This window comes from Rhodoferax lacus, assembly GCF_003415675.1.
Taxonomy (GTDB): Bacteria; Pseudomonadota; Gammaproteobacteria; order Burkholderiales; family Burkholderiaceae_C; genus Allorhodoferax; species Allorhodoferax lacus.
The window spans coordinates 45,283-61,168 of the sequence record NZ_QFZK01000007.1 but is presented as its reverse complement, the minus strand read 5'-3'; the positions used below and the strand labels follow the sequence as shown (position 1 = coordinate 61,168).

At 66.2% G+C, this 15,886-nt stretch carries 9 protein-coding genes; 3 read left to right on the top strand and 6 right to left on the bottom strand.

Annotation, left to right across the window (positions count from 1 at the left end; genetic code table 11):
• Positions 1 to 15: 15 nt before the first annotated feature.
• Complete coding sequence (locus tag DIC66_RS12585; protein WP_117177697.1) at positions 16 to 1,557, bottom strand: DUF4178 domain-containing protein; 1,542 nt, start codon at positions 1,555 to 1,557, stop codon at positions 16 to 18.
• Positions 1,558 to 1,572: 15 nt separating this feature from the next.
• Entirely contained in the window at positions 1,573 to 2,604 is a 1,032-nt protein-coding gene (locus DIC66_RS12580; protein WP_117177695.1) for an SPFH domain-containing protein, read from the bottom strand.
• 137 nt (positions 2,605 to 2,741) lie between these two features.
• On the opposite strand from DIC66_RS12580, the gene DIC66_RS12575 reads away from it, so the two are divergent.
• The gene (locus DIC66_RS12575) at positions 2,742 to 4,220 is read left to right on the top strand and encodes an ATP-binding protein (protein ID WP_158558906.1); all 1,479 of its coding nucleotides are present in this window, start codon (positions 2,742 to 2,744) and stop codon (positions 4,218 to 4,220) included.
• Between the two features lie 31 nt (positions 4,221 to 4,251).
• On the opposite strand, the gene DIC66_RS12570 is transcribed toward DIC66_RS12575, so the two are convergent.
• Positions 4,252 to 10,644, bottom strand: a complete 6,393-nt coding sequence (locus tag DIC66_RS12570; protein ID WP_117177691.1) for an ATP-binding hybrid sensor histidine kinase/response regulator — start codon at positions 10,642 to 10,644, stop codon at positions 4,252 to 4,254.
• Between the two features lie 158 nt (positions 10,645 to 10,802).
• Here DIC66_RS12570 and DIC66_RS12565 point away from each other — a divergent pair, with 158 nt between their 5' ends.
• Both DIC66_RS12565 and DIC66_RS12560 read left to right on the top strand, forming a co-directional pair.
• Positions 10,803 to 11,573 (top strand): nucleotidyltransferase family protein, encoded by a 771-nt coding sequence (locus DIC66_RS12565; protein WP_275405229.1) that lies wholly within the window; start codon positions 10,803 to 10,805, stop codon positions 11,571 to 11,573.
• A gap of 59 nt (positions 11,574 to 11,632) precedes the next feature.
• On the top strand, positions 11,633 to 13,015 hold the full coding sequence (locus DIC66_RS12560; protein WP_117177689.1) for an aminopeptidase P N-terminal domain-containing protein: 1,383 nt from the start codon (positions 11,633 to 11,635) through the stop codon (positions 13,013 to 13,015).
• An 8-nt stretch (positions 13,016 to 13,023) separates the two neighbouring features.
• On the opposite strand, the gene DIC66_RS12555 is transcribed toward DIC66_RS12560, so the two are convergent.
• The 3 genes from DIC66_RS12555 to DIC66_RS12545 are packed head-to-tail and all read right to left on the bottom strand — an operon-like array spanning position 13,024 to position 15,847.
• On the bottom strand, positions 13,024 to 14,136 hold the full coding sequence (locus DIC66_RS12555) for a zinc-binding dehydrogenase (RefSeq protein ID WP_233505900.1): 1,113 nt from the start codon (positions 14,134 to 14,136) through the stop codon (positions 13,024 to 13,026).
• A 10-nt stretch (positions 14,137 to 14,146) separates the two neighbouring features.
• On the bottom strand, positions 14,147 to 15,511 hold the full coding sequence (gene gorA / locus DIC66_RS12550; protein ID WP_117177687.1) for a glutathione-disulfide reductase: 1,365 nt from the start codon (positions 15,509 to 15,511) through the stop codon (positions 14,147 to 14,149).
• A gap of 42 nt (positions 15,512 to 15,553) precedes the next feature.
• A complete protein-coding gene (locus tag DIC66_RS12545) occupies positions 15,554 to 15,847 on the bottom strand; it encodes a hypothetical protein (RefSeq protein WP_117177685.1) in 294 nt (97 codons plus the stop codon).
• Positions 15,848 to 15,886 lie beyond the last annotated feature (39 nt).

The following is a 15,886-nucleotide window of genomic DNA, read 5'->3' as shown; positions in this document are numbered from 1 at the left end:
CAGAGCACAGCGCGACTACTTGTGCCCGCCACCCGTGGAAAAGCCGCCAAAGGAGCCGCCCGAGGTGCGCACGCCACCGGTGCTGCTGGAGCAGTTTTGTGTGTTGGGATCGCAGTTGTTCGAGCAGGTGGTAAACGACAGCATCACCAGCACGATGACCACAAACACCCAGAAGTCCGGGCGCAACCAGAAGGCGCCACCCACGGCAAAGGGTTTGGCATCGCTGTGCTGCAGCATCGCCTGCTGGTCCTGCAGGCCAAAGGCCTGGGCCACGGTGTCGCTGGACACCATGCCGCCCACCGACCAGGTCAGCTCCTGGGCAGACTGCTCCATGGAGAGCAGGTTTTTGCCGTCGCTGTAGTCGCGGTTGCTGGTGTGCTGGCCGCGCTGCACCTGCCAGTAAAACTCGCCCAGCACATAGCTGGTTTCGGCCGTGTAGCTTTCCTTGAGCAGGTAGCGTGTGCCCAGGTAAGTGGCGCTCTGCCCGTTGCTGCTGACAACCGGTGCGCCGGTGGCCGGTTTCACGATGCTCCAGCCCTCCGAACTGGACACCAGAAACGTGAAGCCGCGCTTGCGGTTGAAGAGCAGATACTCGTCCCAGCCAAAGTGCTCGTCGGGGTCGGTGGGGGCGTTGCCCATGCGATGCTGGTAACCCACCACCTGCCAGGCCACGCCCTGCAGGGTGCCGCTGCTGCCCAGGGCAATCAGGGGCTGCACCGGCTCATCCTGCGCGGCATGCTTGAGCTCGCCGCCAATGCCCTGGGAGACATCGATGATGCTGTGGCAGCTGCCACAGGTCATGCTCTGCGTGGTGGACAGCTGCAGGCTCAGGGCCGCACCACAGCTGGGGCAGTTGAAGGCGCGGCCTTTCTCATCCTTGGCCGACGCGTCACGCAGGCCGGAGAGCTTCAGGTCTTCCAGCAGCACCGGCTGGCCCAGGCTGATGGCGGGGGGCGTCTGGCCATAGTCCAGGCTCAGCACGGCCGCACTGTCTTGGCCCGCAGCGTCGCCCTGGCTGCGCAGTTCCACCAGGGCAAAGGGGCGGCCCAGCTCGGGCAGACGCGGCAACTCGCCCTGCGCTGACAGCAGGGACACTGTCTGGTTGGAGGCTACCGAAAAGCTGCGTCCGTTGATGGCCGTGGTGGCGCCCACGCGGAAGAATTCGGCTGCGGGCAACGTGCGTTGCTGGGGTTGCGATAACTGAGGTACGGCAAAGACATAGGCGCCGTTGTCCTCGGCCAGCCAGGCGCTGCTGCCATCGGCCAAGAGGGCATGCCACTCGGTCCAGGTGCCCTCGCCGTACTTGTATTGCAAGCGGCCCACCAGGGTGAAGGCCTGGCCCTTCCAGGTGCCCGCGCTTTGCAGCTGCAGCGGGCTGTGGTCGTCAAACAGCTCGGCCATCTTGCCGATGCGCTTGAGCACCTCGCCCTGGCGCACCACCAGGCTCTGGCAGTAGGCGCAGATGGCGTGGGTGGACTGGGCGCTGCGGAATTCAACCGGCGCGCCACAACCCGGGCAGGGTGCCCGGTAGCTGCGTTGGGGGGAAGGGGTGGCCACGCCTGCGGGTACAGGCTAGACCAGCTTTTTCAGCAACTCGGCCTTCTTGGCGTCAAACTCTTCTGCGGTGAGGATGCCTTTGCCCTTGAGCTCGGCCAGCTTCTCCAGCGTGGCCATCACGTCCTCGGGCTTCATGCCCACCGCAGCCGCTGCTGCTGCGGCCGGTGCCGCCTGCAACCCGGCCTGCAGGTTTTGCGCCAGCACCTGGCCCAGCGCCACACCGGCGCCCAGGCCCATGGCGTCTCCGGCAATGCCGCCACCCTGGCCTGCACCTTCGGCAAATTTGGGAATGGCCTGCGCGGTCTGGTACTGCATGAATTTGCCCATGTCTCCGCCCACCATGCCCATGCCGATTTTCTGGTCCAGGATTTTTTGCAGCTCTTCGGGCAGGGAGACGTTTTGCACCGTCATGGCTTCGAGCTTGAGGCCGATCTTGTCGAACTCGGGCGCCAGCTGTTTGGTCAGGGCCTGGGCAAAGGCGAGCTGGTTGCTGGCCAGGTCAAGGAAAGCCACGCCGCTGCTGGCAATCGCGTTGCTGATGTTCTGCAGCACCAGGCCGCGCAGCTGGCCGTCCACATCGGCCACGGTGTAGTTGTCACGCGTGCCGGAGATTTCGGTGTGAAACAGGGCGGGTGCAGCCACGCGGAAGCTGTAGTTGCCAAAGGCGCGCAGGCGCACGGCACCAAAGTCGGCATCGCGGATGGTGATGGGCTGCGGTGTGCCCCACTTCTGGTCGATCTGCTGGCGCGTGCTGAAGAAATACACATCGCTCTTGAAGGGCGAGTCAAACAGCTTGTCCCAGTTCTTCAGGTTGGTCAGCAGCGGCAGGGTTTGCGTGGTGAGCTTGTAGGTGCCGGGGCCGAACACATCGGCCACCTTGCCCTCGTTGACAAACAGGGCCATTTGCGACTCGCGTACCACCAGCACACCGCCGTTCTGGATTTCCATGTCCTGCATGGGGTAACGCCAGGCCAGGGTGCCATCCTCGCCTTCGGTCCATTGAATGACGTCAATAAACTGTTTCTTGATGAAATCCATCAGACCCATGGCGCGCTCCGGTTATGAGAAGGTGGCCGAATCATACTGCGCGGCCCTGTGCCCCTGCACACGGGCAAGCCGTCAGCAGGTTGCACACTGATTCATTCATCCCTAGACTGGCGGCGACCTATCATTTGGAGTGTGTCATGGCCGTGCTGGAGCAGGCACAACTGGAAACCACGCTGACGCGGGCACTCTTGCTGGCGCAGGCGTTGGCCGCGCTGGAAGCAAGGCAGCATATGCACGGCGCCCTGTCGCCACAGGCACTGGACCTGCTGCCCGATGGCAGCCTGCGCCTCTTGCCCGCGCCGCCCGCGGGGCGATCGCTGTCGCTGGAGCAGCTGCGCTACGCCTCCCCGGAGCAGGCCGGACGCCACGCGCGGGTAGATGGGCGCAGCGACCTCTACAGCCTGGGCCTGATCCTCTACGAATGGTTGCTGGGCCGGGCAGCCTTTGACTCCATGGATCCACTCGATTTGGCCTACCGGCAACTTCTGGTGCTGCCAGACGCGCCTCACACCGTCAATGCCGCGGTGCCACTGCAAGTATCCGGGCTGGTCATGCGCCTGCTGGCCAAGTCCCCGGACGCGCGCTATGCCAGCGCCCAGGGTCTGGCCGATGACCTGCAGCACTGCCTGCATACGCTGACCAGCAGCGGCCAGGTGCCACACTTTGTCTTGGGGCAAAGCGATCCGCATTCGCAGTTTGCGATGCCCGAACAGCTCTATGGCCGCGCACGTGAGATGACCGGGCTGGTGCACCAGTGGCAGTGCACGGTCAAGGGAGATTTCCTGCTGTGCCTGGTGAGCGGCGAGGCCGGGGTAGGCAAGACGGCGCTGGTGCAGGCCCTGCGCAACACCGTGCTGGGCACAGGCGGCATGCTGGTGGAAAGCCGGTTCGACGTGCAACAGCGCGACATCCCCAGCCTGGCTTTGGTGGAGGCCTTCAAGACGCTGCTGCGCCAGGTGCTCGCCGGCGCACAGGAGGACAGGGTACGCTGGCGCAACCGGCTGCTCAAGGCGCTGGGCCCCAAACTGTCGGCGGTTCAGGAGCTGCTGCCCGAAATGGAATGGATCACCGGGCGCATGCCACCGGCTCCGCTGCTGACCGGTCTGGCAGCACAGCAGCGGCGCAACGAAGCGTTCACGGACATGCTGGCCGTATTTGCCGGCCCGGAGCACCCCTTGCTGCTGTTTCTGGATGATGTGCAGTGGATAGACGCGGCTTCGTTAACCTTTGTGCTGTCCCTGGTGCGCGAGCGCAGCATCGGCCACTTGCACCTGGTTCTGGCCTGTCAGGACAGCGCGGCGGATGCATCGAACAATCTGGCACGGCTGCGCCAGGAGTGGCAGCAAGGGCCACCCCGCTTCCATGAAATCCGGCTGGCACCCCTGTCTGGGGAAGAGGTGGCTGCGCTGATTGACGACACCTGCTTTCACGTCAATGCCTTGCCTGCCTTGAGCGCTCGGGTAATGCAGCAGACCCGGGGCAACCCGCGCGAAGCCCGGCAATTTCTGCAGGACCAGGTGCTGCAGGGCAACCTGCGCTACGAGCACACGGCCAAGTGCTGGCGCTGGACACCCTGCGATGCACCGGAGAAGCCCTCATTGCTGTGGTGGACCTGATGGCCCGGCCCGCACCATTCCGGCAAGGCCATCAGCTGTGGCCCATGGGTGCGCCAAAGGCGCCGCTGCTGTGCAGGTGCTCCAGCACTTCCTCCAGCTCAAAGGCTTCCAGTGCCGCTTCGGCACGGCGGAAACTGTCCTGGCCCATGACACGGCGCAAGGTGGCCTGCAGGCGGTTGAAGGCATCCACAGCCTGGGCATCGTCTTTCTCCAGATAGCTGCGCAGGGCCTGCAAGGCCAGTGCGGTATCGGCCGCGTCCATTTCCACAGCGCTGTCGGGCTCCAGGCTCAGGGACCTGCGCAGGTTCTGGCGCAAACGGTCCAGGCAGACGGCCACGGCCTGCGCGCGGTCCTGCAATTCGGGCAGGGGGCTGGCATGGCGCAGGGCAGTCTCCAACTGCTGCGCCAGCTCCTGCAACCCGGCTGCCCCCAGGTTACCAGCGACGCCGCGCACCGTGTGGGCGATGCGCTCGGCGGTCTGCACGTCGCCCATGTTCACCAGCCTTTGCAGGTCCGCACCTGTGTGTTCCTGGCTTTTGACAAAGCGCTTGAGCAACTGGATGTACAGATCCGCATTGCCCGAGGCGCGGCTCAGGCCCACGCGCGCATCCAGCCCGTCGATATCGGTCACGGCCAGCATGACGCTGCCATCGGCTGCGGGCCTGCGCTCGCCGTGTCTTTGCTCCTGGCCCAGGCCCTCGCGCGGCGCGATCCACTTGACCAGGGCGGTCCACAGATTGAGCGGCTCAATCGGCTTGGTGACAAAGTCATTCATGCCAGCGGCCAGACAGAGCTGGCGGTCAGCCTCCATGGCATTGGCCGTCATGGCCACCACGGACAGCTGGGCGTTGGCCGGGTCGGTGCGAATCAGGCGCGAGGCGCTCACACCATCCATCACCGGCATCTGCATGTCCATCAGCACCAGGTCATAGGGCCGCCCCGCCTGCAGGGACTTGCCCACCATGTCCACCGCCTGCATGCCGTCGGCGGCCAGATCCACCAGGAAATTTTCGGACTCCAGCATCTCGGTGGCCACCTGCTGGTTGATCTCGTTGTCTTCCACCAGCAGGATGCGCGCACCGCGCAGGGGGTCGAGCATGCTGGTCGAAGCGGCCACACCGGACGCCGGATGGAAGGCATCCGGGTGCGACTCCACACCAAACAGTGTCATCAGGGCATCGAAGAGCATGGAGTTGCTCACCGGCTTGAGCAGGATTTGCACGATGCCGGATTCGGCCGCGCGCTTGCCCACCGCCTCCTTGCCATAGGCCGTGACCAGCACCTTCAGGGGCTGGGGCATGATGCCGGAGGCGTGGATGCGCTCCACCAGTTCAATGCCATCCATCTCCGGCATTTGCCAGTCGGTCATGAGCACGTCGTAGGGCTCGCCCGCGATGGCCGCTCGGCGCAGCTCGTTGAGGGCGGAATTGCCCGACACCAGGCCGTGGGCCATGCAGCCCAGGCACAGCAGCTGCTCGCACAGCACGGCGGCGGCGTTGGCGTTGTCGTCCACCACCAGCACGCGTTTGCTGCGCAAGTCGGCCGACAGCAGGCGCCGCGGCCTTTGCGTGCCCAGCCCCAGGGTGGCGGTGAACCAGAAGGTCGAACCCTGCCCGGGCACGCTGCGCACGCCCACCTGCCCGCCCATCAACGCGGCCAGGCGCTTGCTGATGGCCAGCCCCAAGCCGGTGCCGCCGTACTTGCGGGTGGTAGAGCTGTCGGCCTGCGAGAAGCTGCTAAAGAGCCGCGTGATCTGCTCTTCGGTCAGGCCAATGCCGGTGTCGTGCACCTCAAAACGCAGCTTCGCGGTGTCACTGTCCATGGCATCTACGGTGACGGTGATGCCTACCTCGCCCCGGTCGGTGAACTTGAAGGCGTTGGTGGTGTAGTTGATGAGGATCTGCCCCAGGCGCAGCGGGTCGCCAATCAGGTTGGGTGGCACGTCGGGTGCTACATGCCAGATCAGCTCCAGGCCTTTGGCGTTGGCCTTCTCGGCAGAGATGCCGGCAATCGTCTCGAACACGGTGTCGAGCTCGAAGGGCACGATTTCAATATCCAGGCGGCCCGCCTCGACCTTGGAGAAGTCCAGGATGTCATTCAGGATACCGAGCAGGTGCTGGCCGCTTTGGCGGATTTTGTTGAGGTAGTCGCGCTGGCGCACATCGGCCTCGTTTTTGAGCGCCAGGTGCGACAGGCCGATGATGGCGTTCATGGGCGTGCGGATCTCGTGGCTCATATTGGCCAGGAATTCGGACTTGCTGCGCGTGGCCTCTTCGGCACGCTCCTTGGCCTGCTTGAGTTCGATCTGCTGCTGTTGCAGCAGCTTGGTGCGCTCGGCCACCTGCTGCTCCAGGTTGCCGTAGAGCTCGGCGTTTTCAATCGAGATGGCGGCCTGCGCGGTGAGCCAGTGCAGCACCTTGCGGCGTGCGTCGGAAAACACATCGCCCAGCAGGCGGTGCTCCAGGTACAGCACGCGCTGCAGGGGTGTGCGCATGCCAATGGGCAGGCACAGCACGGCGGCTGGCTGGCACTGCGCAAAGTAGGGGTCTGCGGCAAAGGCATGGTGGCTGCCTGCACCCAGGGCCACGGCCTCGGCGGTGTTGAGCACATAGCGCAGGACGCTCTCGGGCATGGCCGCATGGCCCGGCTCCATGCCCAGCACCACTTCGGCATGCAGCTCATCCTCGCGGACGAGGAACAGGCCCGCGCGCTGCGCACCGGACGCGTCGGCAATGATTTTGAGCAGGCGCGACACCAGCGTGGCCTTGTCCACATGGCTGCTGATGGTTTGCACCGCCCGCAGGATGGCCAGCGTGTCCATGGCGTCCAGCCCATCCAGGTCGGAGGCTTCTGCTTGGGCCCGCAGCCCGGCGTTGGCTGCCGCGCCCAGGCGCAGGATGCGCGCCTGTACCCGGCGCTGCAGCACCACCGCCTGCACCGTGTGGTAGCACTGCGCAGCCTCTTGCAGGCTGGCCTGGGCATGGCCGGCGTCCCCCTGGATCTCCAGCAGCCACAGGCCCAGGCTTTCCAGGCAAAAGCCTTGCTCCAGCACAAAGCCGCGCTGCTCGGCCACCCGTGCTGCCTGGAGCATGCCGGCGGCAACGTCCTGTGGTTGCCCCAGGGCCCGCGCCAGCTCGGCGCGCAGCAAGAGGAGCTTGTGCTCCACGTTGTCGGGAGCCCCTTTGTCGGCCACCTCGCTCAGGAAGGCGTCGCATTGGCGGTACAGCTCCAGCAGTTCGCCGCGGCGCGGCTCCAGGGACTGGGCGGCCAGGCGCGCAGCCGCCACACCGCGCCAGAAGGTCACGGCCACATGCATGCGAAACGGTGGCGAGAGTTCCAGGTTGGGGTCGGCTGCCAGCTCCAGGGTTTTTTCATGGTCACCGGCCAGGCCATAGAGCGGGATCTGCGCGCCGCGCAGCATGCCCATCACCATGGGCACGCTACTGAAGGCCTGCACATAGGCGGCCTCGTCCATGTGTTCGCCGCTCAGGGTGGTCAGGCTCTGGGTCTCGCCGCGCAGGGCTGCCGCTGCGGCCGCATAGGGCTGGGTAAAGGCCACCACCACTTCCATGGGGTAGGGCTTGCAGTGTTCCAGCAGGCGGCGGTGGGCGTCCAGCACATCCTGCAGCTTGCGCCCCAGGCTGTAATGCATCACGGAGGTGGTGGCCAGCATATAGGCGCCAAAGATCGGGTCATGCCCGCGCTGGGTCACGCCGTAGGCTTCTTCAAGCTCCAGTGCATCGCACTCATAGTGGCGCGACCAGTGCAGGCAAAACCAGAACTGGTGCACCCGCGCGCGGCCGAAGGACCACAGGTCCATCAGCTTTTCGTCCGACAGGCGTATGGCCACCTGGGCCAGGCGCTTGGCGCTGCCATAGTCGCGCAGCTTGGACACCAGGGCCTGGCCCAGCAAGGTGTAGACCAGCGGCGAGAGCACGGTGTTGCCATAGGCCAGCGAGCGGTTGGCGCCCAGCACTGCCATCATGGCCAGCATGGGGGCGCTGTTGATGGTGGCGGCATCACTCATGGAGCCGATCAGGCGAAGCAGGTTTTCGGTCTGGCTGTCGGTGGCCAGGGGCAGCTCGTACAGCACCTCGGCCAGGGGACGCTCGCCCACGGTCTTCCAAAAACGGTCCAGCTCGCGGGTGAAGGCGGCATTCATGGCTTCGGTGTCGTCCAGCGGCGGTATGTCCAGGCCGGCCTCGGCCAGGCCCAGCCGGCCTACGCCCAGGCCCTCGATCATGTGGCTGGACTGGCACAGGTGGATGGTCTGGCGCACCCGTATCAGGGTGCGTTGTTCGGGCCGCTGCACCTCGGCCAGCAGGAGGGCCACATGGCGCTCGAAGGGGGCGTCCTGGTTCAGCACCGATTCGCATTCGACCAGCTGGATGTACAGCCTCCAGCTCAGGTCGTAGTGCGTGCGCCAAGCCTGTGCGGGCAGCAGTCGGATGGCAATGTTGAAGTAGTTGGCCGCGGCCTGGTAGGCCATGGAGGCCTTGGCGCGCAGGCCCGCGCGCAGGTTCAGGTCGGCAATGGCCAGCCGTTCCTCGGGGTCGGTGAGCAGGTCCAGGGCTTGGTTGAGCTGGTCCACGATACCAAACACGTGTTTGCCGATGTCCTTGTTGTTGGCCTGGCGCCACAGCGTGCGGCCTATGCGCAGATGCAGCTCGGCCAGGCTGGCGGTATCCGGCAGGGCGTAGGCAGCCTGCTGCACACGGTCATGCACAAACTGGAATTCGCGCGCACCGGCTTCGGACACCGTGCTGGCTACCGGCAACAGCATTTCGTCATGCAGGGCGCCGGCCAGCCAGCCCAGCGCCTGCACATCGCTGCAGGCACAGACCTGCGCCAGCAGCGTCAGGTCAAAGCGCTTGCCGATGCAGGCCGCCACCTTGAGTGCGTGCTGGCTGTGGGGGGCAAAACCCTTGAGGCGCTGGGTCATCAGGTCCACCACGTTGTCGGCCGCCTGGCTCAGGTGCGCGTCCCCCAGCGACCAGCGCCAGCCGTTGCTCTGGCGGTCGTAGTGCAGGCGGCCTTCGGCCACCAGGGTCTTGAGAAACTGGCGCGTGTAGAAGGGGTTGCCCTGGGTCTTCTTCATCACCAGCTGGGCCAGTTCCTGGGCATCGCTGATGTTGAAGCAGGTGTCGGCAATCAGCTCGGCCACATGCTCGTCCGACAGGGGGCCCAGCAAAAACTCGGCAATGAAGGCCTGGTCTTTGCGCAGCTCCACCAGCATGTGCATCATGGGGTGGGCGGCATCCACCTCGTTGTCGCGGTAGGCACCCACCATCAGCAGGTGGGCACCGCGCCCGGCACGCACAAAGGTCTGGATCAGGGCCAGCGAGGCAAAGTCGGCCCACTGCAAGTCATCCAGAAACAGCACCAGCGGGTGTTCGGCGCTGGCAAAGAGCTTGAGCAGATCCGAGAACACGGCATTGAAGCGCTGCTGGGCGGCCGCGCCTATCAACAGAGGCGCCGGGGGCTGCGGGCCGGTGAGCAGCTCCAGCTCGGGCAGCACGTCCATCACTACGCTCAGGTTTTCCCCCAGGGCCTCCAGCAGGCGCGCGCGCCAGCGGATGCGCTCTGGCTGGCGCCCGGCCAGCACCTGGCGCAGCAGGCCCTTGAAGGCTTCGATCAGGGCGGAGTAAGGCGTCTCGCGGTGGTACTGGTCGAACTTGCCTTCGACCAGGCTGCCGCCAGACGCCGCAATGTTGTGGCGCAGCGCCCGCACCAGGGCCGACTTGCCTATGCCTGAATAGCCGCCCACCATGCACAGCACCACCTCGCCCGCCACCGAGCGGTGGAAGATGCGGGTGAGTTCGGCAATTTCGCCGTCGCGGCCATAGAGCCGGTCGGGGATCAGGAACTGCGAGCCCAGGTCAGTGGAGCACAGCGCAAAGGGCTCGATGCGGCCGGTATCCGCCAGTTGCTGCAGGCACAGCTTCAGGTCATCGGCCAGGCCGCGGGCCGTGGCATAGCGTGCGTCGGGCGATTTGGCCAGCAGGCGCATCACCAGTTCGGAGACCTGCAACGGCACCTCGGGGTTCACCGCATGGGGCGGCACCGGTGCCACCGCCATATGCCGGTAGGCCAGGTCCAGCGGGTCGCTGGAGTCGAAGGCCGGTTGGCCCAGCAGGCGCTCGTAGAGGATCAGGCCCAGGCTGTAGAGGTCGCTGCGCGAGTCCACCACGGGCAGGCGCCCGGCCTGCTCGGGCGAGGCATAGCGCAGACGCGCCAGCGACAGGGCATCGTCCCCCGGTTGCAGGCTGCTGGGCCGCAGGCTGCCGTCGGCCAGGAATTCGAGGGTCTCGGGGTGCAGGCCGCCGTGGATACGCTGGCTGGCGTGCAGTGGCTCCAAGGCTTGGGCGATACGCAGTGCGCGCGCCAAAACAGCCTGCAAATCCTTCGGTTGCGATTTCTTCATGCTGGACTCCCCCTGATTACCGAATAGTGGCGGCAGGGCCTTGGGGCACTTCCGCCTGGTTGGAAGGGTCGCAGTCTAGGCTTGAACGAATGAGTGTGCAATACGGGGTGCTGCAAGGCTTACGATGGCCCACCCCAACCACCTATTGCAAACCCTCCATGCTGACCGATTCCCCTGGCCCCGTGGCCACCATGCTGCTGGCCGCGGGGCGCGGCGAGCGCATGCGCCCGCTGACTGACAGCACCCCCAAACCGCTGCTGCAGGTGCGCGGCAAGCCCCTGCTGCAGTGGCGCATGGAGGCGCTGCTGCAAGGCGGCTTTGGGCGCGCGGTCATCAACACGGCCTGGCTGGGCGAACAGATCGAGGCGCACTTTGGCCCGGCCTTCGAAGCACCCGCGCTGGCAGCGCACACCCTGCAGCTGGACTATTCGCGCGAAGGCCAGGACTTTGGCCAGGCGCTGGAGACTGCAGGCGGCATCAGCCGCGCCCTGCCGCTGCTGGGCGAGGCCTTCTGGGCCATGGCCGGTGATGTGTTTGCGCCGGACTTTGCCTTCCACCAAAACGATGTGCAGGCCTTTCTGGCCAGTGGCATGCTGGCCCACATCTGGCTGGTGCCCAACCCGGAGCACAACCCGGCGGGTGACTTCGGGCTGGACGCGCACACCGGCCTGGCCCTCAACCTGGGCCGGGACAGCGCCACGCCGCGCCTGACCTTCTCCACCATCGGCCTGTACCGCCGGGAGCTGTTCCTGCCGCCCTGGTGCGCGCTGCCGCCCGGCAACCCGCAGGGCGAGCGCGCCGCACTGGCGCCCCTGCTGCGCGCAGCCATGGACCAGCAAAGGGTAAGTGCTGCGCCGTACACTGGGGATTGGACCGATGTGGGCACGCCCGAGCGCCTGGCGCGGCTCAATGCGGGCATAAGCCGCTGAGCGCAGCGCAGCGCTGTAACGGCCCCCACAGGCCTTCCGTTTTTTTGCAGGAACCTTCCATGAACACCGCTCTCTACCAGGCCCGCCGCACCGAGCTGGCCCGCCGCATCGGCCCCCAGGGCATTGCCATCCTGCCCACCGCGCCCGAGCAGCAACGCAACCGCGATGCCGACTTTCTGTACCGCCACGACAGCTACTTCTATTACCTGTGCGGCTTCACCGAACCCAAAGCCTGGCTGGTGGTGCAGGGCAACGGCCGCACCACCCTGTTTTGCAATCCCAAGGATCTGGAGCGCGAGATCTGGGACGGCCATCGCCTGGGGCCCGAGGCCGCACCGGCAGCCCTGGGTGTGGACGCGGCCTTTGCCGTGGACGCGCTGGACGCGCAAATGCCGGGCCTGCTGGATGGGCGCGATGCGGTCTGGTTCCCCTTTGCCACGCACACCGGTCTGGAGTCGCGTGTGGGCGGCTGGCTCAGCAGCCTGCGCGCAAGGGTGCGCTTTGGCGCCCTCACTCCCGAGCAGCAGCGCGACCTGTGCGGCCCGCTGGACGAGATGCGCCTGGTCAAAGACGCCAGCGAGCAGGACACCATGCGCCGCGCCGCGCAGATCAGCGCGGGTGCCCATATCCGCGCCATGCAGCTCAGTGCCCGCATGCTGCGCGCGGGGCAGGAGGTGTGCGAGTACCACCTGGATGCCGAGCTGCTGCACGAGTTCCGCCGCCATGGCTCACAGTACCCGGCCTATGGCTCGATTGTGGCCGCCGGTGCCAATGCCTGCGTGCTGCACTACCGGGCCGATGCGGGCCTTGTGCGCGACGGCGAGCTGGTGCTGATCGATGCCGGGTGCGAGCTCGACGGCTATGCCAGCGACATCACCCGCACCTTCCCCGCCAACGGCACATTCACAGGCCCGCAACGCGCGCTCTATGAGCTGGTGCTGGCCTCACAAAACGCGGCCGTGGCTGTCACCCGGGCCGGGGCCCGCTTTACCGACCCGCACGAGGCCACGGTGAAGGTGCTGGCGCAGGGCATGCTGGACCTGGGCCTGCTGGACGCCAACCAGGTGGGCACGCTGGAGGATGTGATCGAGAAGCGCGCCTACTTCCAGTTTTACATGCACCGCACCGGCCACTGGCTGGGCATGGATGTGCATGACTGCGGCGCCTATACCGAGCCCTCGGAGATCGGCCAGAAGACCGAACGCCGTGATGCGCTGAGCGGCGACACCATCGTCAACCGCCCGGCACGCATTCTGCGAAGCGGCATGGTGCTGACGATTGAGCCTGGCATCTATGTACGCCCGGCCGCTGGTGTGCCGGAACAGTTCCACAACATCGGCATCCGCATCGAGGACGATGCCATCGTCACAGACGATGGCTGCGAGCTGATCAGCCGCGGCGTACCGGTGGAGCCGGACGCCATTGAGGCGCTCATGCGGTAGCTGGATTTCTACGGCACCAGCACGATGTTGCCTGTGTGCTGCTTTTCCAGAAACACCTCCTGGGCGCGCGCCATGTCCTGCAGTGCAAAACTGGCGGCCACCACAGGGCGGATTTCGTTGCGTTCCACGTAGCCGATCAGGTTGGGAAACACCACTTCGTCCCAAGCGGTGCAGCCCAGCAGGGTGAGGTCCTTGAGGTACAGGTCGCGCATGTCCAGGGCCACGTCGGCCCCGGCAATCGCACCCGACGACACATAGCGCCCGCCGCGCCGCAGCAGCTTGAGCCAGGTGCCAAAGCCGGTACCGGCCACGTTGTCCACCACCACATCGGCAGGCGGCAGCTGGGACCAGGCGGCAGTACCGTCCTCGCGGCACAGCACCCGGTCGGCACCGAGTGCGGCCACGGCATCACGCTTGTCGCGGCTGGTGAGCGCCGTGACCTGGGCGCCGCGCCGCCGGGCCAGTTGCACGGCCGCCGAACCCACGCCGCCCGAGGCACCGCTCACCCAGACCTGCTCTCCCGCTGCAACACCTGCGCGCTGCAGCATGTTTTCGGCCGTGCCCCAGGCGCAGGGCAATGAGGCCAGTTCCACATCGCTCCAGTCGCTCTGCACGGCAAACACCTCGCTGGCGGGCACGCGCAGGTACTGGGCAAAGGCGCCGTCAAAGTCGGTGCCCAGCCAGCGCGTATCGGGTGCATCAAAACCAGATACACGCATGCAGCTGCGCACCAGCACGCGCTGGCCCAGCAATTGGCCGTACGCGTGGACCTGTTCTTGTCCCTGCACATTGGGCGCCACGGCCACCACGCGGCCGCAGCAGTCCGCCCCCTGAATCAGGGGAAAAGGTGTGGCGCCATTCCAGCCCAGAGGCGCGTCGCCGGAAGTTGGCTCCGCCCCGCCACCGGCCACGCCGGGCGTCGCGCCATACCAGCCCACCCGGGTGTTGATGTCGGTGTTGTTCATGCCCGCGGCCAGCACCTGCAGCAAAACCTCACCGGGGCGCAGCAAGGGCAGGGGCAGGGTGCGGTATTCCAGCTTGTCGTAGCCGCCCTGGCCTGTGGTGACCATGGCCTGCATGGTGACGGGCAGGGTGGCTGTGCGGGCAGAGGAAGAGGACATGGCGGGCAGGCTACAGGTTGTGGCGCAGGGCCGGTGCGCGCAGGGTGACCAGTTCTTCTGCCGCCGTGGGGTGCACGGCCAGGGTGGCGTCAAAGGCCGCCTTGGTGGCTCCCAGCTGCAGGGTCACACCCACCAGCTGGGTGATCTCGCCGCTGTCCGGGCCCACCATGTGGAAGCCCAGCACGCGGTCGGTGTCGCGGTCCACCAGCAGCTTCATGAAGATGCGCCCGTTGTGCCCGGAAAGTGCTGCCTTCATGGGCTTAAACGTGGTGCGGTACACGTCCAGATGCGGATGCTGCTGCAGCGCCTGTGCCTCGGTCAGACCCACCACACCGGCCTCGGGGGTGGTGAACACGGCCGAGGGAATCAGCCGGTAGTCGATCAGGCGCGGCTGCTGGCCAAACACCGTGTCGGCAAAGGCATGGCCCTCGCGTATGGCCATGGGCGTGAGGTTGACGCGGTTGGTGACATCGCCTACGGCGTAGATGTGGTCCACACTGCTGCGCGACTGCGCATCCACCTGCACCGCGCCCCGGGCGTCCAGCAGCACACCGGCGGCCTCCAGCCCCAGCTCCGCGCTGTTGGGCGCCCGCCCCACGGCGCGCAGCACGCAGTCAGCGTCCAAGGTCTGCCCGTCGTCCAAGGTGACCTGCAAGCCCCGGGCATGGCGGGCGATCGCGCTGACCTGGCGGCCATACAGAAACTGCAGACCGGTGGCCGCCAGTTCGGTGGCCAGGTGGGTGCGCAGCTCGTCATCAAAGCCACGCAGAATTTGTGTGCCGCGCAGCACCACAGACACTTCGGCCCCCAGCAGGCGCAACACGCAGGCCAGCTCCAGCGCGATGTAACCGGCGCCCTGCACCACCACGCGCCGGGGCAGTTGTTCGAGTTCAAAGAAGCCGTTGGAATCAATAGCCAGCTCAGCCCCCGGAATGTCCGGGCCGGCTTCGGGCCTGGCGCCGGTGGCAACCAGAATGGTTTCACCGCGCAGCAGGCGAGCGTCCGCCAGACGCACCGTGTGGGGGGCGTGCACGGTGGCGCGGCCCTCCAGCAGGGTCACGCCTGCGGCTTGCAGGTTGCTGCGGTAGACGGCCTCCAGGCGTGCGACTTCGCGGTCGCGATTGGCCTTGAGCGAGGGCCAGTCAAAGCGGGCTTCCCCCAGGGTCCAGCCAAAGCCACGAGCCTCTTCGAATTCCTGCGCACAGCGCGAGGCATAGACCATCAGCTTCTTGGGCACACAGCCGCGGATCACGCAGGTGCCGCCCATGCGGTATTCCTCCACCAGAGCCACGCGGGCCCCGTGGCCTGCGGCAATGCGCGCGGCGCGCACGCCACCGGAGCCGCCACCGATAACGACCAGATCAAATGTTTCCATGGAGCGATCCGCCTTGGGCTGTAGTGATGCGCGCAGTGTGCATCAGCGGTTGAGTTTTTTCTCGCGCAGGTAATTGGCCAGGCCGCAATAGCCCTGGTTGGCCAGCAGCTCGGCTTCGATTTTGGCCGGCAGGAGCTTTTCCCGCAGGGCCGAGGCCGCTGCGTTGCCCTGGTGCTGGCGGATGAAGCCTATGGTTTCTTCGAACTTGGCCACTTCGGACTTGCAGGCATTGGGCAGCGGGGTAAATTCGCCATTGGACACAGGGGACGGTGTGGCCGCGCAAACGCCAAACGACAGGAGCAGTGCGAACAGGCAAAAGTGGATCCGGAGGTGCATGTGTATTCCGCGAGAATGGGGACGGGGCGTCTGCCCTTT

What these genes read in the sequence shown, in the direction of transcription:
- DIC66_RS12560 (WP_117177689.1), top strand. Translation starts at nt 11,633, where the DNA reads ATGAACACCGCTCTCTACCAGGCCCGCCGCACCGAGCTGGCCCGCCGC.
- DIC66_RS12570 (WP_117177691.1), bottom strand. Translation starts at nt 10,644, where the DNA reads ATGAAGAAATCGCAACCGAAGGATTTGCAGGCTGTTTTGGCGCGCGCA.
- DIC66_RS12565 (WP_275405229.1), top strand. Translation starts at nt 10,803, where the DNA reads ATGCTGACCGATTCCCCTGGCCCCGTGGCCACCATGCTGCTGGCCGCG.
- DIC66_RS12555 (WP_233505900.1), bottom strand. Translation starts at nt 14,136, where the DNA reads ATGTCCTCTTCCTCTGCCCGCACAGCCACCCTGCCCGTCACCATGCAG.
- DIC66_RS12545 (WP_117177685.1), bottom strand. Translation starts at nt 15,847, where the DNA reads ATGCACCTCCGGATCCACTTTTGCCTGTTCGCACTGCTCCTGTCGTTT.
- DIC66_RS12575 (WP_158558906.1), top strand. Translation starts at nt 2,742, where the DNA reads ATGGCCGTGCTGGAGCAGGCACAACTGGAAACCACGCTGACGCGGGCA.
- DIC66_RS12580 (WP_117177695.1), bottom strand. Translation starts at nt 2,604, where the DNA reads ATGGGTCTGATGGATTTCATCAAGAAACAGTTTATTGACGTCATTCAA.
- gorA (WP_117177687.1), bottom strand. Translation starts at nt 15,511, where the DNA reads ATGGAAACATTTGATCTGGTCGTTATCGGTGGCGGCTCCGGTGGCGTG.